At 74.3% G+C, this 16,173-nt stretch carries 17 protein-coding genes; 5 read left to right on the top strand and 12 right to left on the bottom strand.

The genetic code is table 11. The annotated features are described in order from the left end of the window. Nucleotides 1–96: 96 nt before the first annotated feature. Entirely contained in the window at nucleotides 97–843 is a 747-nt protein-coding gene (locus JT723_RS34235; protein ID WP_205048804.1) for an SDR family oxidoreductase, read from the bottom strand. A 192-nt stretch (nucleotides 844–1,035) separates the two neighbouring features. On the opposite strand from JT723_RS34235, the gene JT723_RS34240 reads away from it, so the two are divergent. Further along, nucleotides 1,036–1,797 (top strand): GntR family transcriptional regulator, encoded by a 762-nt coding sequence (locus JT723_RS34240; protein WP_205048805.1) that lies wholly within the window; start codon nucleotides 1,036–1,038, stop codon nucleotides 1,795–1,797. Between the two features lie 107 nt (nucleotides 1,798–1,904). Here the strand turns inward: JT723_RS34240 and JT723_RS34245 are convergent, their stop codons facing one another. From JT723_RS34245 to JT723_RS34265, 5 genes are all read right to left on the bottom strand, one after another. Further along, nucleotides 1,905–3,062 carry an ROK family protein gene (locus JT723_RS34245; protein WP_205048806.1) on the bottom strand — a complete coding sequence of 386 codons (1,158 nt, stop codon included), beginning with the start codon at nucleotides 3,060–3,062 and terminating at the stop codon, nucleotides 1,905–1,907. Between the two features lie 139 nt (nucleotides 3,063–3,201). Continuing rightward, nucleotides 3,202–3,792 (bottom strand): G/U mismatch-specific DNA glycosylase, encoded by a 591-nt coding sequence (gene mug / locus JT723_RS34250; RefSeq protein WP_205048820.1) that lies wholly within the window; start codon nucleotides 3,790–3,792, stop codon nucleotides 3,202–3,204. Then, nucleotides 3,789–5,222, bottom strand: coding sequence for an adenylosuccinate lyase (gene purB, locus JT723_RS34255; protein WP_205048807.1), 1,434 nt, complete (start codon nucleotides 5,220–5,222; stop codon nucleotides 3,789–3,791). The genes mug and purB overlap by 4 nt, the downstream gene beginning before the upstream one ends. A gap of 36 nt (nucleotides 5,223–5,258) precedes the next feature. Next, the gene (locus JT723_RS34260; protein WP_205048808.1) at nucleotides 5,259–6,089 is read right to left on the bottom strand and encodes an SGNH/GDSL hydrolase family protein; all 831 of its coding nucleotides are present in this window, start codon (nucleotides 6,087–6,089) and stop codon (nucleotides 5,259–5,261) included. A gap of 48 nt (nucleotides 6,090–6,137) precedes the next feature. Then, complete coding sequence (locus JT723_RS34265) at nucleotides 6,138–6,968, bottom strand: helix-turn-helix transcriptional regulator (RefSeq protein WP_205048809.1); 831 nt, start codon at nucleotides 6,966–6,968, stop codon at nucleotides 6,138–6,140. Nucleotides 6,969–7,071: 103 nt separating this feature from the next. Here JT723_RS34265 and JT723_RS34270 point away from each other — a divergent pair, with 103 nt between their 5' ends. Further along, nucleotides 7,072–7,782, top strand: coding sequence for an SDR family NAD(P)-dependent oxidoreductase (locus JT723_RS34270; RefSeq protein WP_205048810.1), 711 nt, complete (start codon nucleotides 7,072–7,074; stop codon nucleotides 7,780–7,782). Nucleotides 7,783–7,809: 27 nt separating this feature from the next. Here the strand turns inward: JT723_RS34270 and JT723_RS34275 are convergent, their stop codons facing one another. The 3 genes from JT723_RS34275 to JT723_RS34285 all read right to left on the bottom strand — a co-directional run bounded on the left by JT723_RS34275 (nucleotide 7,810) and on the right by JT723_RS34285 (nucleotide 10,650). Further along, nucleotides 7,810–8,823 carry a hemolysin family protein gene (locus JT723_RS34275; protein WP_205048811.1) on the bottom strand — a complete coding sequence of 338 codons (1,014 nt, stop codon included), beginning with the start codon at nucleotides 8,821–8,823 and terminating at the stop codon, nucleotides 7,810–7,812. Continuing rightward, on the bottom strand, nucleotides 8,820–10,151 hold the full coding sequence (locus JT723_RS34280) for a hemolysin family protein (RefSeq protein ID WP_205048812.1): 1,332 nt from the start codon (nucleotides 10,149–10,151) through the stop codon (nucleotides 8,820–8,822). Before JT723_RS34280 ends, JT723_RS34275 begins: the two co-directional genes overlap by 4 nt. Nucleotides 10,152–10,221: 70 nt before the next feature. Continuing rightward, nucleotides 10,222–10,650 carry a GNAT family N-acetyltransferase gene (locus JT723_RS34285; protein ID WP_205048813.1) on the bottom strand — a complete coding sequence of 143 codons (429 nt, stop codon included), beginning with the start codon at nucleotides 10,648–10,650 and terminating at the stop codon, nucleotides 10,222–10,224. A gap of 125 nt (nucleotides 10,651–10,775) precedes the next feature. Between JT723_RS34285 and JT723_RS34290 the strand changes: the two genes are divergently transcribed. Both JT723_RS34290 and JT723_RS34295 read left to right on the top strand, forming a co-directional pair. Continuing rightward, nucleotides 10,776–11,015 carry an antitoxin gene (locus JT723_RS34290; RefSeq protein ID WP_205048814.1) on the top strand — a complete coding sequence of 80 codons (240 nt, stop codon included), beginning with the start codon at nucleotides 10,776–10,778 and terminating at the stop codon, nucleotides 11,013–11,015. Further along, the gene (locus tag JT723_RS34295; RefSeq protein WP_205048815.1) at nucleotides 11,012–11,389 is read left to right on the top strand and encodes a fic family toxin-antitoxin system, toxin component; all 378 of its coding nucleotides are present in this window, start codon (nucleotides 11,012–11,014) and stop codon (nucleotides 11,387–11,389) included. The genes JT723_RS34290 and JT723_RS34295 overlap by 4 nt, the downstream gene beginning before the upstream one ends. 33 nt (nucleotides 11,390–11,422) lie before the next feature. Here JT723_RS34295 and bioD read toward each other — a convergent pair whose 3' ends face one another. From bioD to bioB, 3 genes are all read right to left on the bottom strand, one after another. Further along, on the bottom strand, nucleotides 11,423–12,154 hold the full coding sequence (gene bioD / locus JT723_RS34300) for a dethiobiotin synthase (RefSeq protein ID WP_205048816.1): 732 nt from the start codon (nucleotides 12,152–12,154) through the stop codon (nucleotides 11,423–11,425). 104 nt (nucleotides 12,155–12,258) lie between these two features. Beyond that, on the bottom strand, nucleotides 12,259–13,581 hold the full coding sequence (locus JT723_RS34305; RefSeq protein ID WP_205048817.1) for an adenosylmethionine--8-amino-7-oxononanoate transaminase: 1,323 nt from the start codon (nucleotides 13,579–13,581) through the stop codon (nucleotides 12,259–12,261). Next, entirely contained in the window at nucleotides 13,574–14,788 is a 1,215-nt protein-coding gene (bioB, locus tag JT723_RS34310; protein ID WP_205048818.1) for a biotin synthase BioB, read from the bottom strand. The genes JT723_RS34305 and bioB overlap by 8 nt, the downstream gene beginning before the upstream one ends. A 165-nt stretch (nucleotides 14,789–14,953) precedes the next feature. Here bioB and JT723_RS34315 point away from each other — a divergent pair, with 165 nt between their 5' ends. Further along, on the top strand, nucleotides 14,954–16,117 hold the full coding sequence (locus JT723_RS34315; protein WP_205048819.1) for an 8-amino-7-oxononanoate synthase: 1,164 nt from the start codon (nucleotides 14,954–14,956) through the stop codon (nucleotides 16,115–16,117). Nucleotides 16,118–16,173: the final 56 nt, after the last annotated feature.

The raw sequence follows: 16,173 nt of genomic DNA on the forward strand, positions 1-16,173 counted from the left end.
GGTCGTCCTCGTAGTGGGCCTACTCGGACGACTCCGACAACGCAGCGAGCGTGCGTGCCAGGCGTCGTGGGGCAGACGGGACTTCCAAAACACGGACTAGAGCCCGCCGGCGATCCGCAGCACCGCACCGGTGGTGTACGACGCCTCCGGCGACAGCAGCCAGGCCACCGCGCCCGCGATCTCCTCGGGCTGGCCGGGGCGGCGCATCGGCACCCGCTCGGGATTGCGCCACGGCCGCTGCGGGTCGCCCATCGCCGCATGGATGTCGGTGACCACCATCCCCGGCTGCACCGAGTTGACCCGCACCCCGTCGGGACCGAGCTCCTTGGACAGGCCCACCGTCAGCGCGTCCACCGCGGACTTGCTCGCCGCGTAGTGCACGTACTCGCCGGGGCTGCCCAGGGTGGCGCCGCCCGAGGAGATGTTCACGATCGCGCCGCCGTCGCCGCCGTAGCGGGTCGACATCTCCAGTGCCGCCCGCCGGGCGCACAGCAGCGCGCCCATCAGGTTGACGTCCACCACCCTGCGCATCACCTCCACCGGTGTCTCGGTGAAGCGGCCCAGCGGCCCGGTGATCCCGGCGTTGTTCACCAGCCCGGTGACCGGCCCCAGGCCCTCCTTGACCGCGTCGAAGAAGGCGTCGACCTGGGCCGCGTCGCTGGTGTCGACCTGGAAGGGCAGGCACTCGCCGCCGTCCTCGCGGATCCGCCGCGCGACGTCCTCGGCCGCGTCCTTGGCGCGCTCGTAGCCGATGCCGACCCGGTGCCCCGCGGCGGCCAGCCGTACGGCCACCGCCGCCCCGATACCGCGGCTTCCGCCGGTGACCAGCGTGACTTCGCCCATCGACCTTCCGCCCTTCCTGCCCGGCCGCCGCCGCGGCCCTGCGCGGCGCCCCTCGATGATCACGAACGCTATCGCATTGGTCTTGACCAAGCTCGGCGCCCGGCTCTATCGTCCGTAGTAGTGCAAGGACCTTTAATAAAGACTGGTTAGGAAACAAGGCTGAACAAGCCTTGGGCTGATTGTGAGGACAGGGTGGGGACCACGCAGCTCGAATCGGTGCCTGAGCCGAAGTACTGGCACCTCAAGACCGTGCTGAACGACGCCCTCGACTCGGAGTTCGAGGTCGGTGAGATCCTGCCCAACGAGCGGGACCTCGCCGCCCGCTTCGGCGTCGCGCGGGCCACCCTGCGCCAGGCGCTCGAGCAGCTGGAGCTGGAGGGCCGGCTGCAACGCCGCCGCGGCGTCGGCACCACCGTGGCCCCGCCCCGCATGGGCGTGTCCGTCGGCCCTTCGGCCAACACCTGGCCCGGCGCCGGCATCGACGCCTGGGAGACCGTCGGCTGCGTCGAGGCCGCAGCGCCCGCCGCGATCGCCGCCCTGCTGGGCACCGCACCCGACCAGGCCGTGCACACCATCCGCCGGGTGCGCGTCATGCGCGGCCAGCCGGTCGCCGCCGAGCTGCTGTACGTACCGCCGGCCTCCGTGCCCGGACTGCCCGGCGACCTGACCCCCGCCACCCACGCGCCCGCCGTGCTGCGCGAGCTGCACACCCTGGAGCTGGAGGGCGAGGACCGCTCCGTCGAGCTGGGCTCGGCCCGCGCCGACGACGCCAAGCAGCTGGACCGGCTGCCCGGGGCACCCGTGCTGGTCGTCACCGCGCGCTACTACGCCGCAGGCCGGGTCGCCGCCGCGTCCGTGTCGACCTACCGCGCCGACACCTGCCGGCTGACCTTCGGCGACGCCGGGGCCTTCGAGGTCACCCACCACCAGCAGGACACCCGCCAGGCCTCCTGACCCGGCACCTGCACCCGATACGGAAAGGCCCGCCCTCACGAGAAGGGGGCGGGCCTTTCATGTCCGCTCATGTCCGCGCGTGCCGCGGACGTACCGTCGGCGGGGCCTCAGCGGCGGGCCATCGACGTCTGCTCCACCGCGAACAGCTGCTCCTCGACATGGTCGAGCGCCAGCCGCAGCGCGCCCGTGGCGATGGCCTCCTGGCCCAGCGCCGACAGCGTCACCTTCGGCGGGCGCAGGCAGTAGCGGGTCAGCTCGGTCCGCAGCGGCTCCAGGACGCCGTCGAGCCCGGCCGCCCAGCCGCCGATCACCACCAGCTCCGGGTCGATCGCCAGCACCAGCGCCGCCACGTCGTGCACCAGCCGCCGCAGGAAGCGCTCGACGGCGTCCTTGGCCTGCGCGTCGCCCTGCCTGGCCAGCGCGAAGACCCGCTCCACCGCGGGCTCGTCCAGCGGGTGCAGCGGCTCGCCCGTGGTGGACAGCAGATACTCGGGGGTGACCTCGCGGCCCAGCAGGTGCAGGGCGCCGATCTCGCCCGCGGCGCCGCCGAAGCCGCGGTGCAGCCGCCCGCCGATCAGCGAGCCCGCCCCCGGGCTGAGCCCGGCCAGCACGAAGACCACGTCGTCGGTGCCGACCGCGACACCCTTCCAGTGCTCGGCCACCGCGGCGACGTTCGCGTCGTTCTCCACCAGCACCGGGCAGCGGAAGGAGCGCTGCAGCCGCTCGCCCAGCGGCAGGCCCGTCCAGCCGGGCAGCGCGGTGCTCAGCCGCACCTCGCCGCTGGCCTCGACGATGCCGGGGCTGCCCACCCCGACCGCCCACAGGGTGCTGCGCGCCACCCCCGCCTTGCGCAGCAGCTCCGCGACCGTGCCGCGCACCCGGTCGAGCCGGTCGTCGGCGGAGGCCGCCTCGTCCACGTCCCTGCCGTGCGAGCCCAGCACCTGGCCGCTGAGGTCCGACAGCACCACCCGCACCTGGTGCGCGCCGATCTCGATGCCCAGCAGGTGCCCGGCCTCGGCGTGGAAGCGGAAGCGCCGCGCGGGCCTGCCCTGCTTGCGGGCGTCGCCCGCCTCCGGGCCGACCTCCACCACCAGGTCGGATTCGCTCAGCCCCTCGATGACGCCCTCGACGGTGGGCCGGGACAGTCCGGTGCTGTGGACCAGCTCGGTGAGCGTGGGGGTCTGCGCCCCGCGCAGGGCATCCAGGACGACCGCGGAGTTGATCCGCCTGAGCAGGGACGGGTCCCCGCCGGTGAGTCGCCCCACGTATGTCCTCCCAGACTGTGCCCGTGTGTGGCGGATCGTACCCGGCCGGGGGCCTCGCGGCGAGTGCGGTCCTGTTACGTTTGTGCTGCGCCGCCACCGCCCCGCGCCGTCGGGGTACGCACCTGCTGCTGACGAGCCGTCAGCGGGACTCTTCCGGCAGGTCGCGGGGCACGCCGGAGGGCATGTCCGCGGCCGGGGCGAAGGCCGCCGCCCGCAGCCTGCCGAACTCCTCGGCCAGTGCCGCCGGCGTCCAGTGCGCGTTCAGCCCGCTGGGGCTGGGCAGCGCCCAGATCCTGGTCCCGCCCAGCGTCCGCTGCTGCGGGCCGACCTGGGCGTGCCGGTCGTCGAAGGCGACCCGGTAGGCGGTCACGCCGAGCACCGCGAGCCACGCGGGACGGTGCTCCGCGACCTTCGCGGCCAGGGCCCTGCCGCCCTCGACCAGCTCCCGGGTGCTCAGCTCGTCGGCCCTGGCCGTCGCCCGCGGCGCCACGTTCGTCACCCCGAGCCCGAGGCCCAGCAGCTGCGCCTGCTCGGCCGGCGCGAACCGCCGCGGGGTGAAACCCGAGGCGTGCAGCGCCGGCCAGAACCGGTTGCCCGGCCGCGCGAAGTGATGGCCTGTCCACGCTGACATGAGCCCGGGGTTGATCCCGCAGAAGAGGACCCGCAGCCCGCCGGTGAGCAGGTCGTCCAGTGTGCGGTCCCGGGCCGCCGCGAGCTGCTCCGGCGTCAGAGGATCGCCCCTGGGCGGTACGCCGCCGCCTGCGGATGCGCCTTGACGACGTCCTCGACGCGCCGCACCACCTCGGCGACCTGCCCGGCCGCGGCACCGGTGAATGAGAGCCGGTCGGCCATCAGCGCGTCCAGCTGCCCGCGGTCCAGCGGGATGCGCTCGTCGGCGGCGAGCCGGTCGAGCAGCTCGTTGCGCTCGGTGCCCTGTTCGCGCATCGCCAGCGCGGACGCCACCGCGTTCTCCTTGATCGCCTCGTGGGCGATCTCCCGGCCGACCCCGGCGCGCACCGCGCCCATCAGCACCTTCGTCGTCGCCAGGAAGGGCAGGTAACGGTCCAGTTCGCGCGCCACGACCGCAGGGAAGGCGCCGAACTCGTCCAGCACCGTCAGGAAGGTCTCCAGCAGCCCGTCGAAGGCGAAGAAGGCGTCGGGCAGCGCGACCCTGCGCACCACGGAGCAGGACACGTCGCCCTCGTTCCACTGGTCGCCTGACAGCTCGCCGGTCATCGACGCGTAGCCGCGCAGGATCACCATCAGCCCGTTGACCCGCTCGCAGGACCGGGTGTTCATCTTGTGCGGCATCGCGGACGAGCCGACCTGGCCCGGCTTGAAGCCCTCGGTGACCAGCTCGTGCCCCGCCATCAGCCGGATCGTCTTCGCCAGCGACGACGGCGCCGCGGCCAGCTGCACCAGCGCGGTCACCACGTCGTAGTCCAGCGAGCGCGGGTAGACCTGGCCGACCGAGGTGAAGGCCCGCGAGAAGCCCAGGTGCGCGGCGATCCGCTGCTCCAGGTCGGCGAGCTTGGCGCTGTCGCCGCCCAGCAGGTCCAGCATGTCCTGCGCGGTGCCGACCGGCCCCTTGATGCCGCGCAGCGGGTAGCGGCCCAGCAGGTCCTCGACCCGCTCGAAGGCCACCAGCAGCTCGTCGGCAGCCGTCGCGAACCGCTTGCCCAGCGTGGTGGCCTGCGCCGCCACATTGTGCGAGCGCCCCGCCATCACCAGCTCCGCGTACTGCCCCGCGAGCTGCCCCAGCCGCGCCAGCACCGCCACCGTGCGGTCCCGCACATGGTCGAGCGACAGCCGGATCTGCAGCTGCTCGACGTTCTCCGTCAGGTCGCGGGACGTCATGCCCTTGTGGATCTGCTCGTGCCCGGCGAGAGCGTTGAACTCCTCGATCCTGGCCTTCACGTCGTGCCGGGTGACCTTCTCGCGCTCGGCGATCGAGGCCAGGTCGACCTGGTCGAGCACCCGCTCGTAGTCGGCGAGCGCCTGCTCCGGCACCTCGATCCCCAGGTCCTTCTGCGCCCGCAGCACCGCCAGCCACAGCCGGCGCTCCAGCACCACCTTCTGCTCGGGGGACCACAGGGCGGCCAGCTCCGTGGAGGCATAGCGGCCGGCGAGGACGTTCGGGATACGCGGCTTGGCTGTCACGTGTGCAGATTCTACTGGTCGCGGCGGTGCCGCAGGTCACGCGGCAGGGCCGTCCGCCCAGCCGCCGACCTCGTCGAGCACCGGGTCCTGCCCGAAGGGCAGCAGGTCGGGGCGCTTGGCAGGGCGGCCGTCGCCCGAGGAGCGGCCGGTCAGCCGGCGGCCGATCCACGGCAGCAGGTGGCGGCCGGTGAAGCGCAGGTCGGCGCTGCGGCGGGCCGCCCACCCTGGGCGTACCGCCGGCGGCAGCGGGCGCGTCCAGTCGGACTGCGCGGGCAGGCCGAGCGCCTGCCAGACCGCCTCCGCGACCCGCTCGTGGCCCTCGGCGGTCAGGTGCAGCCGGTCGTCGGCCCACATCCGCTGGTCGCCGAGCACCTCGGCGCCGTAGAGGTCGACCACGACCGCCCCGTGCCGGGCCGCCAGGTCGTCGACGAAGGCGAACAGCTGCTCCATACGCGGCAGGAAGCGGGTCGCGACCGGTCCGCGGCGGGCCGGGCTGCGCATCAGCACCAGCTGCCGGCAGCCCGGTGCGAGCCGGGCGACGGCGCTCTCCAGGTGCGCGCACACCGCCTCCACGTCGCAGCCGGGCCGCAGCACGTCGTTGAGCCCGCCGACCAGGGTGACCAGGTCGGCGCCCATGCCGGCTGCCGTGTCCACCTGGTCGTCGGCGATCTGCCGGATCAGCTTGCCGCGCACGGCGAGGTTCGCGTACCGGAAGGGCTCGCCCGCCGGGCGCGGCAGGGCGGACAGGCGCGCGGCCAGCAGGTCGGCCCAGCCCCGGTAGCTGCCGTCGGGCAGCAGGTCCGACATTCCCTCGGTGAAGGAGTCGCCGACGGCGACGAAACTGGTGTAGGTGAGATCGTTCTCCATCGCCCCGCGATCCTAGCCGCCGCTCCGCGCCCCCAGGACGCGCACCGGTCAGCCGGCGATCGTCTGGGTGCCGAGCACCCCGAGCAGCGCCAGCTTCTCCGCGTCCTCGGTGCCGGGCTCCGCGGTGTAGACCATGATCCGCAGGTCGCTGCCGGCGACGCTGAGCAGGTCGCAGTCCAGGGTCAGCAGCCCCAGCTGCGGGTGGTCGATGGTCTTGTGCGACCCGTCGTGCTCGTCCACCGCCCGGGCGTCCCACAGCTGCGCGAACTCCTCGCTCTTCGCCCGCAGCTCGGCGATCAGCCGCCGCAGCCGCTGGTCGGCCGGGTAGCGGGCGGCGGTCGCCCGCAGGCCCGCGACCTGCGAGACCCGCAGCGAGGCCAGCGTCTCGGGGGTGTGCACGGTCCGGGTCGTCGAGCCGAGGAAGGTGCGCCACACCGCGTTGCGCTCCTTGCCGTGCAGCTCGCCCATCAGCGCCGTCCACAGCGGGTTGGCCAGCAGCAGCGTCCAGGACGCGTCCGAGACCGCGACCGGCGTGCCGGAGAGCCGGTCCAGCAGCCGCTGCACGCTCGCCGGGATGAAGGCGGGCACCGTGCCGCGGCCAGGCGGTACGAGCCCTGCGGCGTGGAAGAGCTGGGCGCGCTCGCCTCCCGACAGCCGCAGCGCCCGGCCCAGCGCCTCCACGACCTGCTCGGAGGGGTTGGCCGACCTGCCCTGTTCCAGCCGGGTGATGTAGTCGACCGAGATGCCGGCCAGCAGCGCCAGCTCCTCGCGGCGCAGCCCCGCCGCGCGCCGGTGGCCGCCGACGGTCAGCCCGGCCGCCTCGGGGGAGACCCGGTCGCGCCAGCGCCGCAGCAGATGCCCGAACTCAGTGGTCGCCATGACATCCACTCTCGCACCGCGGGGGCGCAGACGTCCTGGTACTGCCGGTCCCAGGAAGCCCAGGGGCCTGGCCCGCCCGGTACGCCCGCAGCACCGTGGAGGCATGACAACGACACTGATCACCGGAGCGAACAAGGGCCTCGGCTACGAGACCTCCCGCCGACTCGTGGCCGCAGGCCACACCGTCTACGTCGGCAGCCGCGACGCGGCGGCCGGCCGGCTCGCCGCCGAGCGGCTGGGCGCGCGGGCCGTGCAGCTCGACGTCACAGACGACGCCTCCGTCGCCGCCGCGGTGAAGGCCGTCGAGGCCGACGGCGGACTCGACGTCCTGGTCAACAACGCCGGCGTGCAGCACGAGATGGCCGCCGACGGCAGCGTCACCGGAGCCGCAGGACTGACCGCCGACATCATGCGCGCCACGTTCGAGACGAACGTCTTCGGCACGGTCCGGGTCACCCATGCCTTCCTGCCGCTGCTGCAGCGCTCGGCCGCCCCCGTGGTGGTCAACGTCAGCAGCGGCCTTGCCTCCCTCGCGCTGCTGTCCGCCCCCGGCACCCACGCCTACGACTACCCGGGCGTCGCCTACCCGGCGTCCAAGACGGCCGTCAACATGATCACCGTGCAGTACGCCAAGGCCTTCCCGGGCTTCCGTGTCAACGCCGTGGAACCCGGATTCACCAGGACCGACCTGAACGGCAACACCGGCCTGCAGACCGTCGAGGAGGGCGCCGAGATCATCGTGCGGATGGCGCAGCTCGGCCCCGAAGGCCCCACCGGCGGCTACGTCACCACCGAGGGCACCCTGCCCTGGTGACTCCCGGGATGTGCTCGCGGTCACGCCTTAGCGGGCGGGGCCGACCAGTTCCTTCAGCACGTCCTCCATGGTGACAAGGCCGACCCCGCGGCCGTCCGCGTCCACCACCGCTGCCAGGTGCGCGCTGGCCGCGCGCATCGCGGTCAGCACGTCGTCCAGCGGGGTCGCGGCGCCGACGCGGGTGATCGGGCGCAGTGCGGCCCGAGGGAAGGCGGCCTCCCGCGGCTCGGCGTCCAGCGCGTCCTTCACGTGCAGATAGCCCAGCACCCGGCCGTCCCCGTCGGCGACCGGGAAGCGCGAGAAACCCGAGCGGGCCGCCAGCGCCTCAAGGCCGTCGGGGGTGATGCCCAGCGGGGCGCGCACCACCCGGTCGGCGGGCAGCACGATCTCGCCGACCGGGCGGCGGCCCAGCTCCAGGGCGTCCCGCAGCCGATCGGCGGCCCGCTCGTCGAGCAGCCCGGCGGCGCCCGCGTCCCCGACCATCCGGGCCAGCTCGTCGTCGGAGAAGACCGCGGCCACCTCGCTGCGCGGCTCCACCCGCAGCAGCCGCAGCAGCCCGTTGGCGATCGCGTTGATCCCGAAGATCACCGGCCGCAGCGCCCGGGTGAAGGCCACCAGCGGCGGCCCGAGCAGCAGCGCCGAGCGCACCGGGTCGGCCAGCGCGACGTTCTTCGGCACCATCTCGCCGAAGAGCATGTGCAGATACGTCGCGAGCGCCAGCGACACCGCGAAGGCGATCACATGGATCGTCCCGTCCGACAGGTCAGCCGCGTGCAGCACCGGCTCCAGCAGATGGGCGATGGCCGGCTCGGCGACGATGCCGAGCACCAGGGTGCAGGCGGTGATGCCCAGCTGGGCCGCGGCCAGCAGCGGCGCCAGGTGCTCAAGGCCCCACAGCACCCGGCCCGCCCGCCGCTCCCCGGCCTCCGCGCGCGACTCGACCTGCCCGCGCCGCACCGAGATCATCGCGAACTCGGCGCCGACGAAGAAGGCGTTCACCACCAGGGTGAGCAGCCCGACCAGCAGCTGGACCACCGTCATGCGTAGGGCTCCCGCCGCCCGGCCGGCGGCGACACCAGCCGCACCCTGGCCGCCCTGCGCCCTGATCCGTCGGTGACCTCGACCCGCCAGCCGGCCAGGCGTACCGCGTCACCGCGCACCGGGATGCGGCCCAGCCGCGCGGCGACCAGGCCCGCCAGCGTCTCGTACGGCCCGTCGGGCACCTGCAGGCCGATCCGCCGCAGCTGGTCCTCGGTCCTGGTCGCGCCGTCCGCGTCGTAGACCCGCCGCCCGTCCGGCTCTTCGCGGACGAAGAGCAGGTCGGGCATCTGCTGCGGGTCGTGCTCGTCGGTGACCTCGCCGACGACCTCCTCGACGATGTCCTCCAGGGTCGCCACGCCGGCGGTGCCGCCGTACTCGTCGATGACCACCGCCATCGAGCGCGACTCCGAGAGCCGGTCGAGCAGCCGGTCCACGGTCAGCGACTCGGGCACCAGCAGCGCGTCCCGCAGCAGTTCGGTCACCGGGGTGCGCGGCCTGCGGCCGGCCGGCACCGCCAGCACGTCCTTGATGTGCACCGTGCCGATGACCGCGTCGAGGGTGCCGCGGTAGACCGGGAAGCGGGACAGGCCGGTGGCGCGGGTGGCGTTCGCGACGTCCGCCGCGGTCGCCAGCGCCTCAAGGGCGGTGACCTGGACCCGCGGGGTCATCACGTTCTCCGCCGTCAGGTCGGCCAGGCTCAGCGTCCTGACGAACAGCTCGGCGGTGTCCGGCTCCAGGGCGCCGGCCTTCGCCGAGTGCCGGGCCAGCGCCCCCAGCTCCTGCGGGCCGCGGGCCGACGCCAGCTCCTCGGCCGGCTCCAGGCCGAAGCGGCGCAGCACCCGGTTGGCGGTGTTGTTCAGATGGTGGATCAGCGGCCCGAAGGCCGCGGTGAAGGCGCGCTGCGGCGCCGCGACGGCCTTGGCGACGGGCAGCGGCCGGGAGATCGCCCAGTTCTTCGGCACCAGTTCGCCGACCACCATCAGCACGACCGTGGACACCGCGGTGCCCAGCACCAGGGCCAGCGACGACGCGGTGGAGTCCGGCACTCCCGCCGAGCGCAGCGGCCCGCGCAGCAGCTCGGCGATGGATCCGCGGGCCAGCATGCCGATGACCAGCCCGGTCACCGTGATGCCCAGCTGCGCGCCGGACAGCTGCACGGTCAGCGACCGCACCCCGGCCAGCGCCGCGGACGCCCCCCGCTCACCGCGCTGCGCGGCCCGCTCCAGCTCACCGCGCTCGATCGTGGTCAGCGAGAACTCCGCCGCGACGAAGACACCGCAGGCGAGACTGAGGAGCAGGGCCACGAGCAGGAGCAGCGCTTCGGTCATCGGACACCTCGGTCCCATGATCGGTCACGAGCATCCGGCCCGCACCCCGCCCGCGCCGTACGACGGCCGGTCAGGAGCGGCGCAGCGGCTTCGTCCAGCGCCGCCAGTGCGGCTCCGGCGCATAGCCCGCGGCCCGCCAGGCGTGGTGCGCCGACTCGTTGCGCTCCAGCACCATCGCGTCGCCGCGCCGCCCGCCCAGCGCGGTGAACCGGGCCTCCGCCGCGTCCAGCAGCACCCGGGCGACACCCTGGCGGCGGGCGTCGGGGTGCACCGCGAGCCGGTAGAGGTGGCACCGCCAGCCGTCGAAGCCGGCGATGACCGTGCCGACCAGCACGCCGTCCCGCTCGGCGAGCAGCAGCGCGCCCGGGTCGGTGCCGACCAGCCGGGCGAAGCCCGCCTCGTCGTCGCTGATGCTGGTGCCCTCGGCGGCCACCCGCCAGAAGGCCAGGACGAGGGCGGCGTCCGCGGGACCGGCCGCCCTGATGCGGGGAGTGCTCATGCCCGCCATCCCACCACCGGCCCGCGGCGGCGGATCGGCAATTCCGCGATACGGACACGGCGTGCGCACGCCCGCGGCACCCTGCGCCCTTGCCGCTACTAGCGGATCAGCGCTAGCGTGGAGGCATGGCCAAGACCCAGTTGAACGTGCGGGTGGACGAAGCCACCGCCGAGACCGCGCGGGAACGCGCCTCGCAGCGCGGCATCAGTGTGAACCGCTACATCGAGGAACTGGTCCAGCGGGACGAGGGCGAGAACGGCCGGGCGTTCGTCCAGGCCGCCGCCGACTTCATGCGGCAGTACGAGGAGGTCTTCGCCGAGGAATTCGGCACCCGGGAGGAAAACCGGGGTGAAGGCACCCGTTGAGCCTGCGCATCGATCTGGCCTGGCTGCTCATGGTCGCCGAGCACAACACCCCCGGCGACCCCCAGGTCACCGACTGGGGCGCGCTGGTGGCCGCGGTCGGCCGGCACGAGGCCGAGATCTTCGGCCTGCCCGTCTACCCCGACGACCACATGCGTGCCGCAGCCCTGCTCCAGCTGCTGCTGCACATCCCCGCCCTCGAGCGCTCCAACGCGCTCTTCGCCACCGCCGTCGCCTACGCCTACCTGGTCGCCGGCGGCCTGCAGGTCACCACCACACCGGAACAGGTCCGCGACCTGGCCCGGCTGGTCAAGGACGGCACGGTCAGCGTCCACCGCATCGCCGACGAGCTGCGCGCCTGGACCGTCACCGTGTGACCTGAGCCCGCGGCCTTCGCGGCGGCCCGCCGCTCACCCCTGGTAAGCCGGCGGCGCATACGCCGTCGCGAAGGCCTCCGCGTCCCACGTACCGCCCAGCTGCGGCGCCAGCCAGTCCGGCGCCGCGGCACGGAAGGCGGCCGGCGACAGGGCACCCACCGCCTGCGGCAGCGCACCCAGCAGCGGCGCCGACACGACCGACTGCAGGTCAGCGATGTTGCAGCGCTCCGCAAGACCCGGGTCGCCGCTCCAACTGCCGAAGACCACCCCGGCGCAGCTGAGCTTGCGGCTGCCCAGCGCCTCCGCGGTCAGCGCCGCCGCATTCAGCGTGCCAAGCCCCGGCGGCGCCACCAGCAGCACCCTGGCCCGCAGCATCGCCGCCGCGTCCGCCAGCGTCGAGCCCTGCGCGTCGTAGCGGACCAGCAGCCCGCCCGCGCCCTCGACCAGCACCACGTCGTGGACCGCGGCGAGCTTGGCCGCTGCCTCGGCGATCTCGTCGGGACCCACCGTGGGCAGCCCCGACCGGGCGGCGGCGGTCGCCGGCGCCAGCGGCTCGGGATAGCGGGCCAGCTCCACCGCCGTCACTGCACCGGCCAGCCGCGCCACCTCGGCCGCGTCGCCAGGCTCGCCCTCGGCGACCCCGGTCTGCGCGGGCTTGAGCACCGCGACGCTCAGCCCCTGCGCCAGGGACGCGGCCGCCACCGCGGCGGTCGCCATCGTCTTGCCGACCTCGGTGCCCGTACCGGTGATGACCACGATGGCCATGGGTCTCGCTCCGTTCCTCGTCGTCGTGCCTGCCTTCCCCGCCGTCCCCGCAGCCGCTCCGGTCACGCGAGGCGCCCAGGGGACACTGCCCATCCGTGCCGCGCTCACGCCGCCAGCGCGGCATCCCTGACGCCCGCGCAGATCCGCGCCAGGTCCTCGTCCCCCGTCACGTACGGCGGCATCGTGTAGACCAGGTCGCGGAAGGGCCGCAGCCACACCCCGGCCCGCACCGCCGCCGCGGTCGCCGCCGCCATGTCGACCGGGTGGTCGAGCTGCACCACCCCGATCGCGCCCAGCACCCGCACGTCCCGCACCCCCGGCAGCCCGGCGACCTCCGCCAGGCCGTCGCGCAGGCCCGCCCCGATCCGCTTGACCTGCTGCGCCCAGTCCTGGCCGAGCAGCACGTCGAGGGAGGCGTTGGCGACGGCCGCGGCCAGCGGATTGCCCATGAAGGTCGGCCCGTGCGCCAGCACCGGCACCTCGCCGCGGGAGATCCCCTCGGCGACCCGGCTCGTGCACAGCGCCGCCGCCATCGTCAGGTACCCGCCGGTCAGTGCCTTGCCCACGCACATCACATCGGGGCTGACCCCGGCGTGCCCGGCCGCGAACAGCTCGCCGGTACGCCCGAAGCCGGTGGCGATCTCGTCGAAGACCAGCAGCACACCGTGCTCGTCGCACGCCTCCCGCAGCACCCGCAGATACCCGGGGGAGTGGAAGGCCATACCGCCCGCGCCCTGCACCACCGGCTCCACGATCACCGCGGCCAGCTCGTCGACATGGCGGCCGACCAGCTCCCGCAGGTGGGCGCAGTACGCCGGGTCCGGCTCGGCGTCGAAGCCGGGGGGCGGGGCGTCGGCGAAGACCTGCTCGGGCAGCACCCCCGACCACAGCTCGTGCATCCCGCCGTCCGGGTCGCACACCGACATCGGCTGCCAGGTGTCGCCGTGGTAGCCGCCGCGCCAGGTCAGCAGCCGGCGCTTGGCGGGGCGGCCGAGCGAACGCCAGTACTGCAGGCACATCTTCACCGCGACCTCGACCGACACCGAGCCGGAGTCCGCAAGGAAGACATGCCGGAGCGGCTCGGGGGTGATCTCCACCAGCCGCGCCGCCAGCCGCACCGCGGGCTCGTGCGTCAGCCCGCCGAACATCACATGGCTCATCCGGCCCAGCTGGTCCTGCACCGCCGCGTCCAGCACCGGGTGGCGGTAGCCGTGGATGGCCGACCACCACGACGACATCCCGTCGACGAGTTCGCTGCGCCCCTGCGCGGGCGCGGCCAGCCGCAGCCGCACCCCGGAGGCCGACGCGACCACCAGCGGCTCCTGACGCCCCGGCATCGGGCCGTACGGATGCCACACATGCTGCCGGTCGAGGTCGAGCAGCACCTCGGGCGGCAGCGGGCCGCCCGCGGCGAAGGGCTCAGGCATTGGGCGGGAGGTCCGTTCCCGCGCCCCGGCGCCGCACCGCGACCAGGTCGGTGCGGGCGGCGGGCACCGCCTGCGCGGCAGGCTCGGCGTCCGTGGCGTCCGTGGCGTCCGTGGCGTGCGGGGCGGTGCCGTGGTGGCAGCCGGCGCCCTCGCCGCAGCCGCCGCCCCCGCAGCCGCCCTCGTGCGTACCGCACACACCGGCGGCGCGGTGCTCGGGCAGCGTCACGGTGTCCGCGCCCTCCACCTCGAAGCCCGCGTCCGCGATCATGTCGAGGTCGGCCTGCCCGGCCTGGCCCTCACTGGTCAGGTAGTCGCCCAGGAAGATCGAGTTGGCCAGGTGCAGCGCCAGCGGCTGCATGGTGCGCAGGTGCACCTCGCGCCCGCCCGCCAGCCGCACCTCCACGTCGGGGCACACGAACCTGACCATCGCCAGGATCCGCAGGCACCGCTGCGGGGTGAGATTCCACTCCTTGGCCAGCGGGGTGCCCTCGAAGGGGATCAGGAAGTTCACCGGCACCGAGTCCGGGTCCAGTTCGCGCAGCCCGAAGACCACGTCGACCAGGTCCTCGTCGCTCTCGCCCATCCCCGCGATGAGCCCGGAGCACGCGGACAGCCCCGCCGCCTGCGCCTGCTGCACGGTGTCCACCCGATCGGCGTACGTGTGGGTGGTCGTGATGGACCCGTAGGTCCCCTCGGAGGTGTTCAGGTTGTGGTTGTACGCGTCCGCGCCGGCCTCCCGCAGCCGGTCGGCCTGCCCACCGGACAGCAGCCCCAGGCACGCGCAGACCTCGACGCCCTCGTTCTGGTCCTTGATCGCCGCGATGGTCCGCGAGACCCGGTCCACGTCCCGGTCGGTCGGGCCGCGCCCGCTGGCCACCAGGCACACCCGCTTGGCGCCGCCCGCCACCCCGGCGCTCGCCGCGGCCGCGGCCTCCTCGGGCTTGAGCCACGTGTACTTCAGGACCCCGGCCTGCGAACCGAGCCGCTGCGAGCAGTACGAGCAGTCCTCGGGGCACAGCCCGGACTTGAGGTTCACCAGGTAGTTCAGCTTCACCCTGCGGCCGAACCACCGGCGGCGCACCCGGCCGGCCGCGGCCACCACGTCCAGCAGGTCATCGTCGGAGGTCGCCAGTACGGCCAGCGCCTCTTCACGGCTGGGCAGCTCGCGTCGCAGCCCCTTGTCCACCAGTGCGGTCAGCAGATCCATGGGGGGATCCTCGCCTACCGGACGGCCCGCAGCCAATGACGGACCGCACAACAGCGGTGGCCCGCGGTGTGTGCATCACCACACCCTGTGCACGATTGCAGGCCAGTACGTTGCAGGTGGACGCGGTCGGCCAGGGCCGGCCGCCACGACCCCCGGGGACCCGCAGTGAACAGCACACCGCCCGCAGCGCCGCACAGCCCCTTCGGCTGGATCGAGGAGCACACCGCCGTACGCGCAGCCGCCGGCCTGCACCGCGAACTGCGCCCCAGGCCCGAGCAGTCGCCGCTGCTCGACCTCGCCGGCAACGACTACCTCGGCCTGACCCGCCACCCCGAGGTCACCCGGGCCGGCGCCGACTCCTGCATGCGCTGGGGCGCGGGCGCCACCGGCTCCCGGCTGGTCACCGGCAGCACCGCGCTGCACGCGGAACTCGAAGCGGAGATCGCCGACTTCACCGGCTTCGAAGCCGCGCTCGTGCTGGCCTCCGGCTACGCCGCCAACCTCGCCGCCGTCACCGCGCTCACCGGCCACGGCACCCTGCTGGTCTCCGACGCCGCCAACCACGCCTCGCTGATCGACGGCTGCCGGCTGTCCAGAGCCCGCACCGAGGTCGTGCCGCACGCCGAGCCCGACGCCGTACGCAAGGCGCTCGCCGGGCACACCGGGCGGGCCGTCGTCGTCAGCGACTCGGTCTTCTCCGTCGACGGCGACGCGGCCCCGCTCGCCGAACTCGCCGCCGCCGCACGGCAGACGGGCGCGGCCCTGCTGGTCGACGACGCGCACGGCCTCGGCGTGCTCGGCGACGGCGGGCGCGGCGCCCTCCACGCGGCCGGGCTCGCCGGTGCGCCCGACGTGGTGTGCACAGCGACCCTGTCCAAGGCGCTCGGCGCACAGGGCGGTGTCGTCCTCGGCCCCGCAGCCGTCATCGACCACCTCGTCAACGCGGCCCGCACCTTCATCTTCGACACCGGACTGGCTCCGGCCGCGGCCGGAGCCGCCCTCGGTGCGCTGCGGCTGCTGCGGCGCGAGCCCGGGAGGGCGGGCCGTGCCCTGGGCGCCGCCCGGACCTTCCACCGGCTGTTCACCGCGGCCGGGCTCGACGCGACGCCGCCCGACGCCTGCGTCGTCTCCCTCCGCGCGCCCTCGCCGTCCGCAGCCGTCACCTGGGCCGCCGAGTGCCGCTCCGCGGGTCTGAACGTCGGCTGCTTCCGCCCCCCGTCCGTCCCGGACGGCATCTCCCGCCTCCGCATCACGTCCAACGCCAACCTGACCGACGAGCTGATCGCCACATCGGCGGCCACGATCATCGCGGCTGCGCCGCGCCCTTAGGCCGTGTTTTGGAAGTCCCGCCTGCCCCGCGACGCCTGGCACGCACGCTCGCTGCG

Origin of the sequence: Actinacidiphila bryophytorum (assembly GCF_016916835.1) — a bacterium.
Lineage (GTDB): Bacteria > Actinomycetota > Actinomycetes > Streptomycetales > Streptomycetaceae > Actinacidiphila > Actinacidiphila bryophytorum.

Coding starts and splice junctions, on each gene's coding strand:
- bioB (WP_205048818.1), bottom strand. CDS start 14,788: ATGGATCTGCTGACCGCACTGGTGGACAAGGGGCTGCGACGCGAGCTG.
- JT723_RS34260 (WP_205048808.1), bottom strand. CDS start 6,089: ATGGAGAACGATCTCACCTACACCAGTTTCGTCGCCGTCGGCGACTCC.
- JT723_RS34285 (WP_205048813.1), bottom strand. CDS start 10,650: ATGAGCACTCCCCGCATCAGGGCGGCCGGTCCCGCGGACGCCGCCCTC.
- bioD (WP_205048816.1), bottom strand. CDS start 12,154: ATGGCCATCGTGGTCATCACCGGTACGGGCACCGAGGTCGGCAAGACG.
- JT723_RS34290 (WP_205048814.1), top strand. CDS start 10,776: ATGGCCAAGACCCAGTTGAACGTGCGGGTGGACGAAGCCACCGCCGAG.
- JT723_RS34305 (WP_205048817.1), bottom strand. CDS start 13,581: ATGCCTGAGCCCTTCGCCGCGGGCGGCCCGCTGCCGCCCGAGGTGCTG.
- JT723_RS34275 (WP_205048811.1), bottom strand. CDS start 8,823: ATGACGGTGGTCCAGCTGCTGGTCGGGCTGCTCACCCTGGTGGTGAAC.
- JT723_RS34265 (WP_205048809.1), bottom strand. CDS start 6,968: ATGGCGACCACTGAGTTCGGGCATCTGCTGCGGCGCTGGCGCGACCGG.
- JT723_RS34280 (WP_205048812.1), bottom strand. CDS start 10,151: ATGACCGAAGCGCTGCTCCTGCTCGTGGCCCTGCTCCTCAGTCTCGCC.
- JT723_RS34270 (WP_205048810.1), top strand. CDS start 7,072: ATGACAACGACACTGATCACCGGAGCGAACAAGGGCCTCGGCTACGAG.
- JT723_RS34235 (WP_205048804.1), bottom strand. CDS start 843: ATGGGCGAAGTCACGCTGGTCACCGGCGGAAGCCGCGGTATCGGGGCG.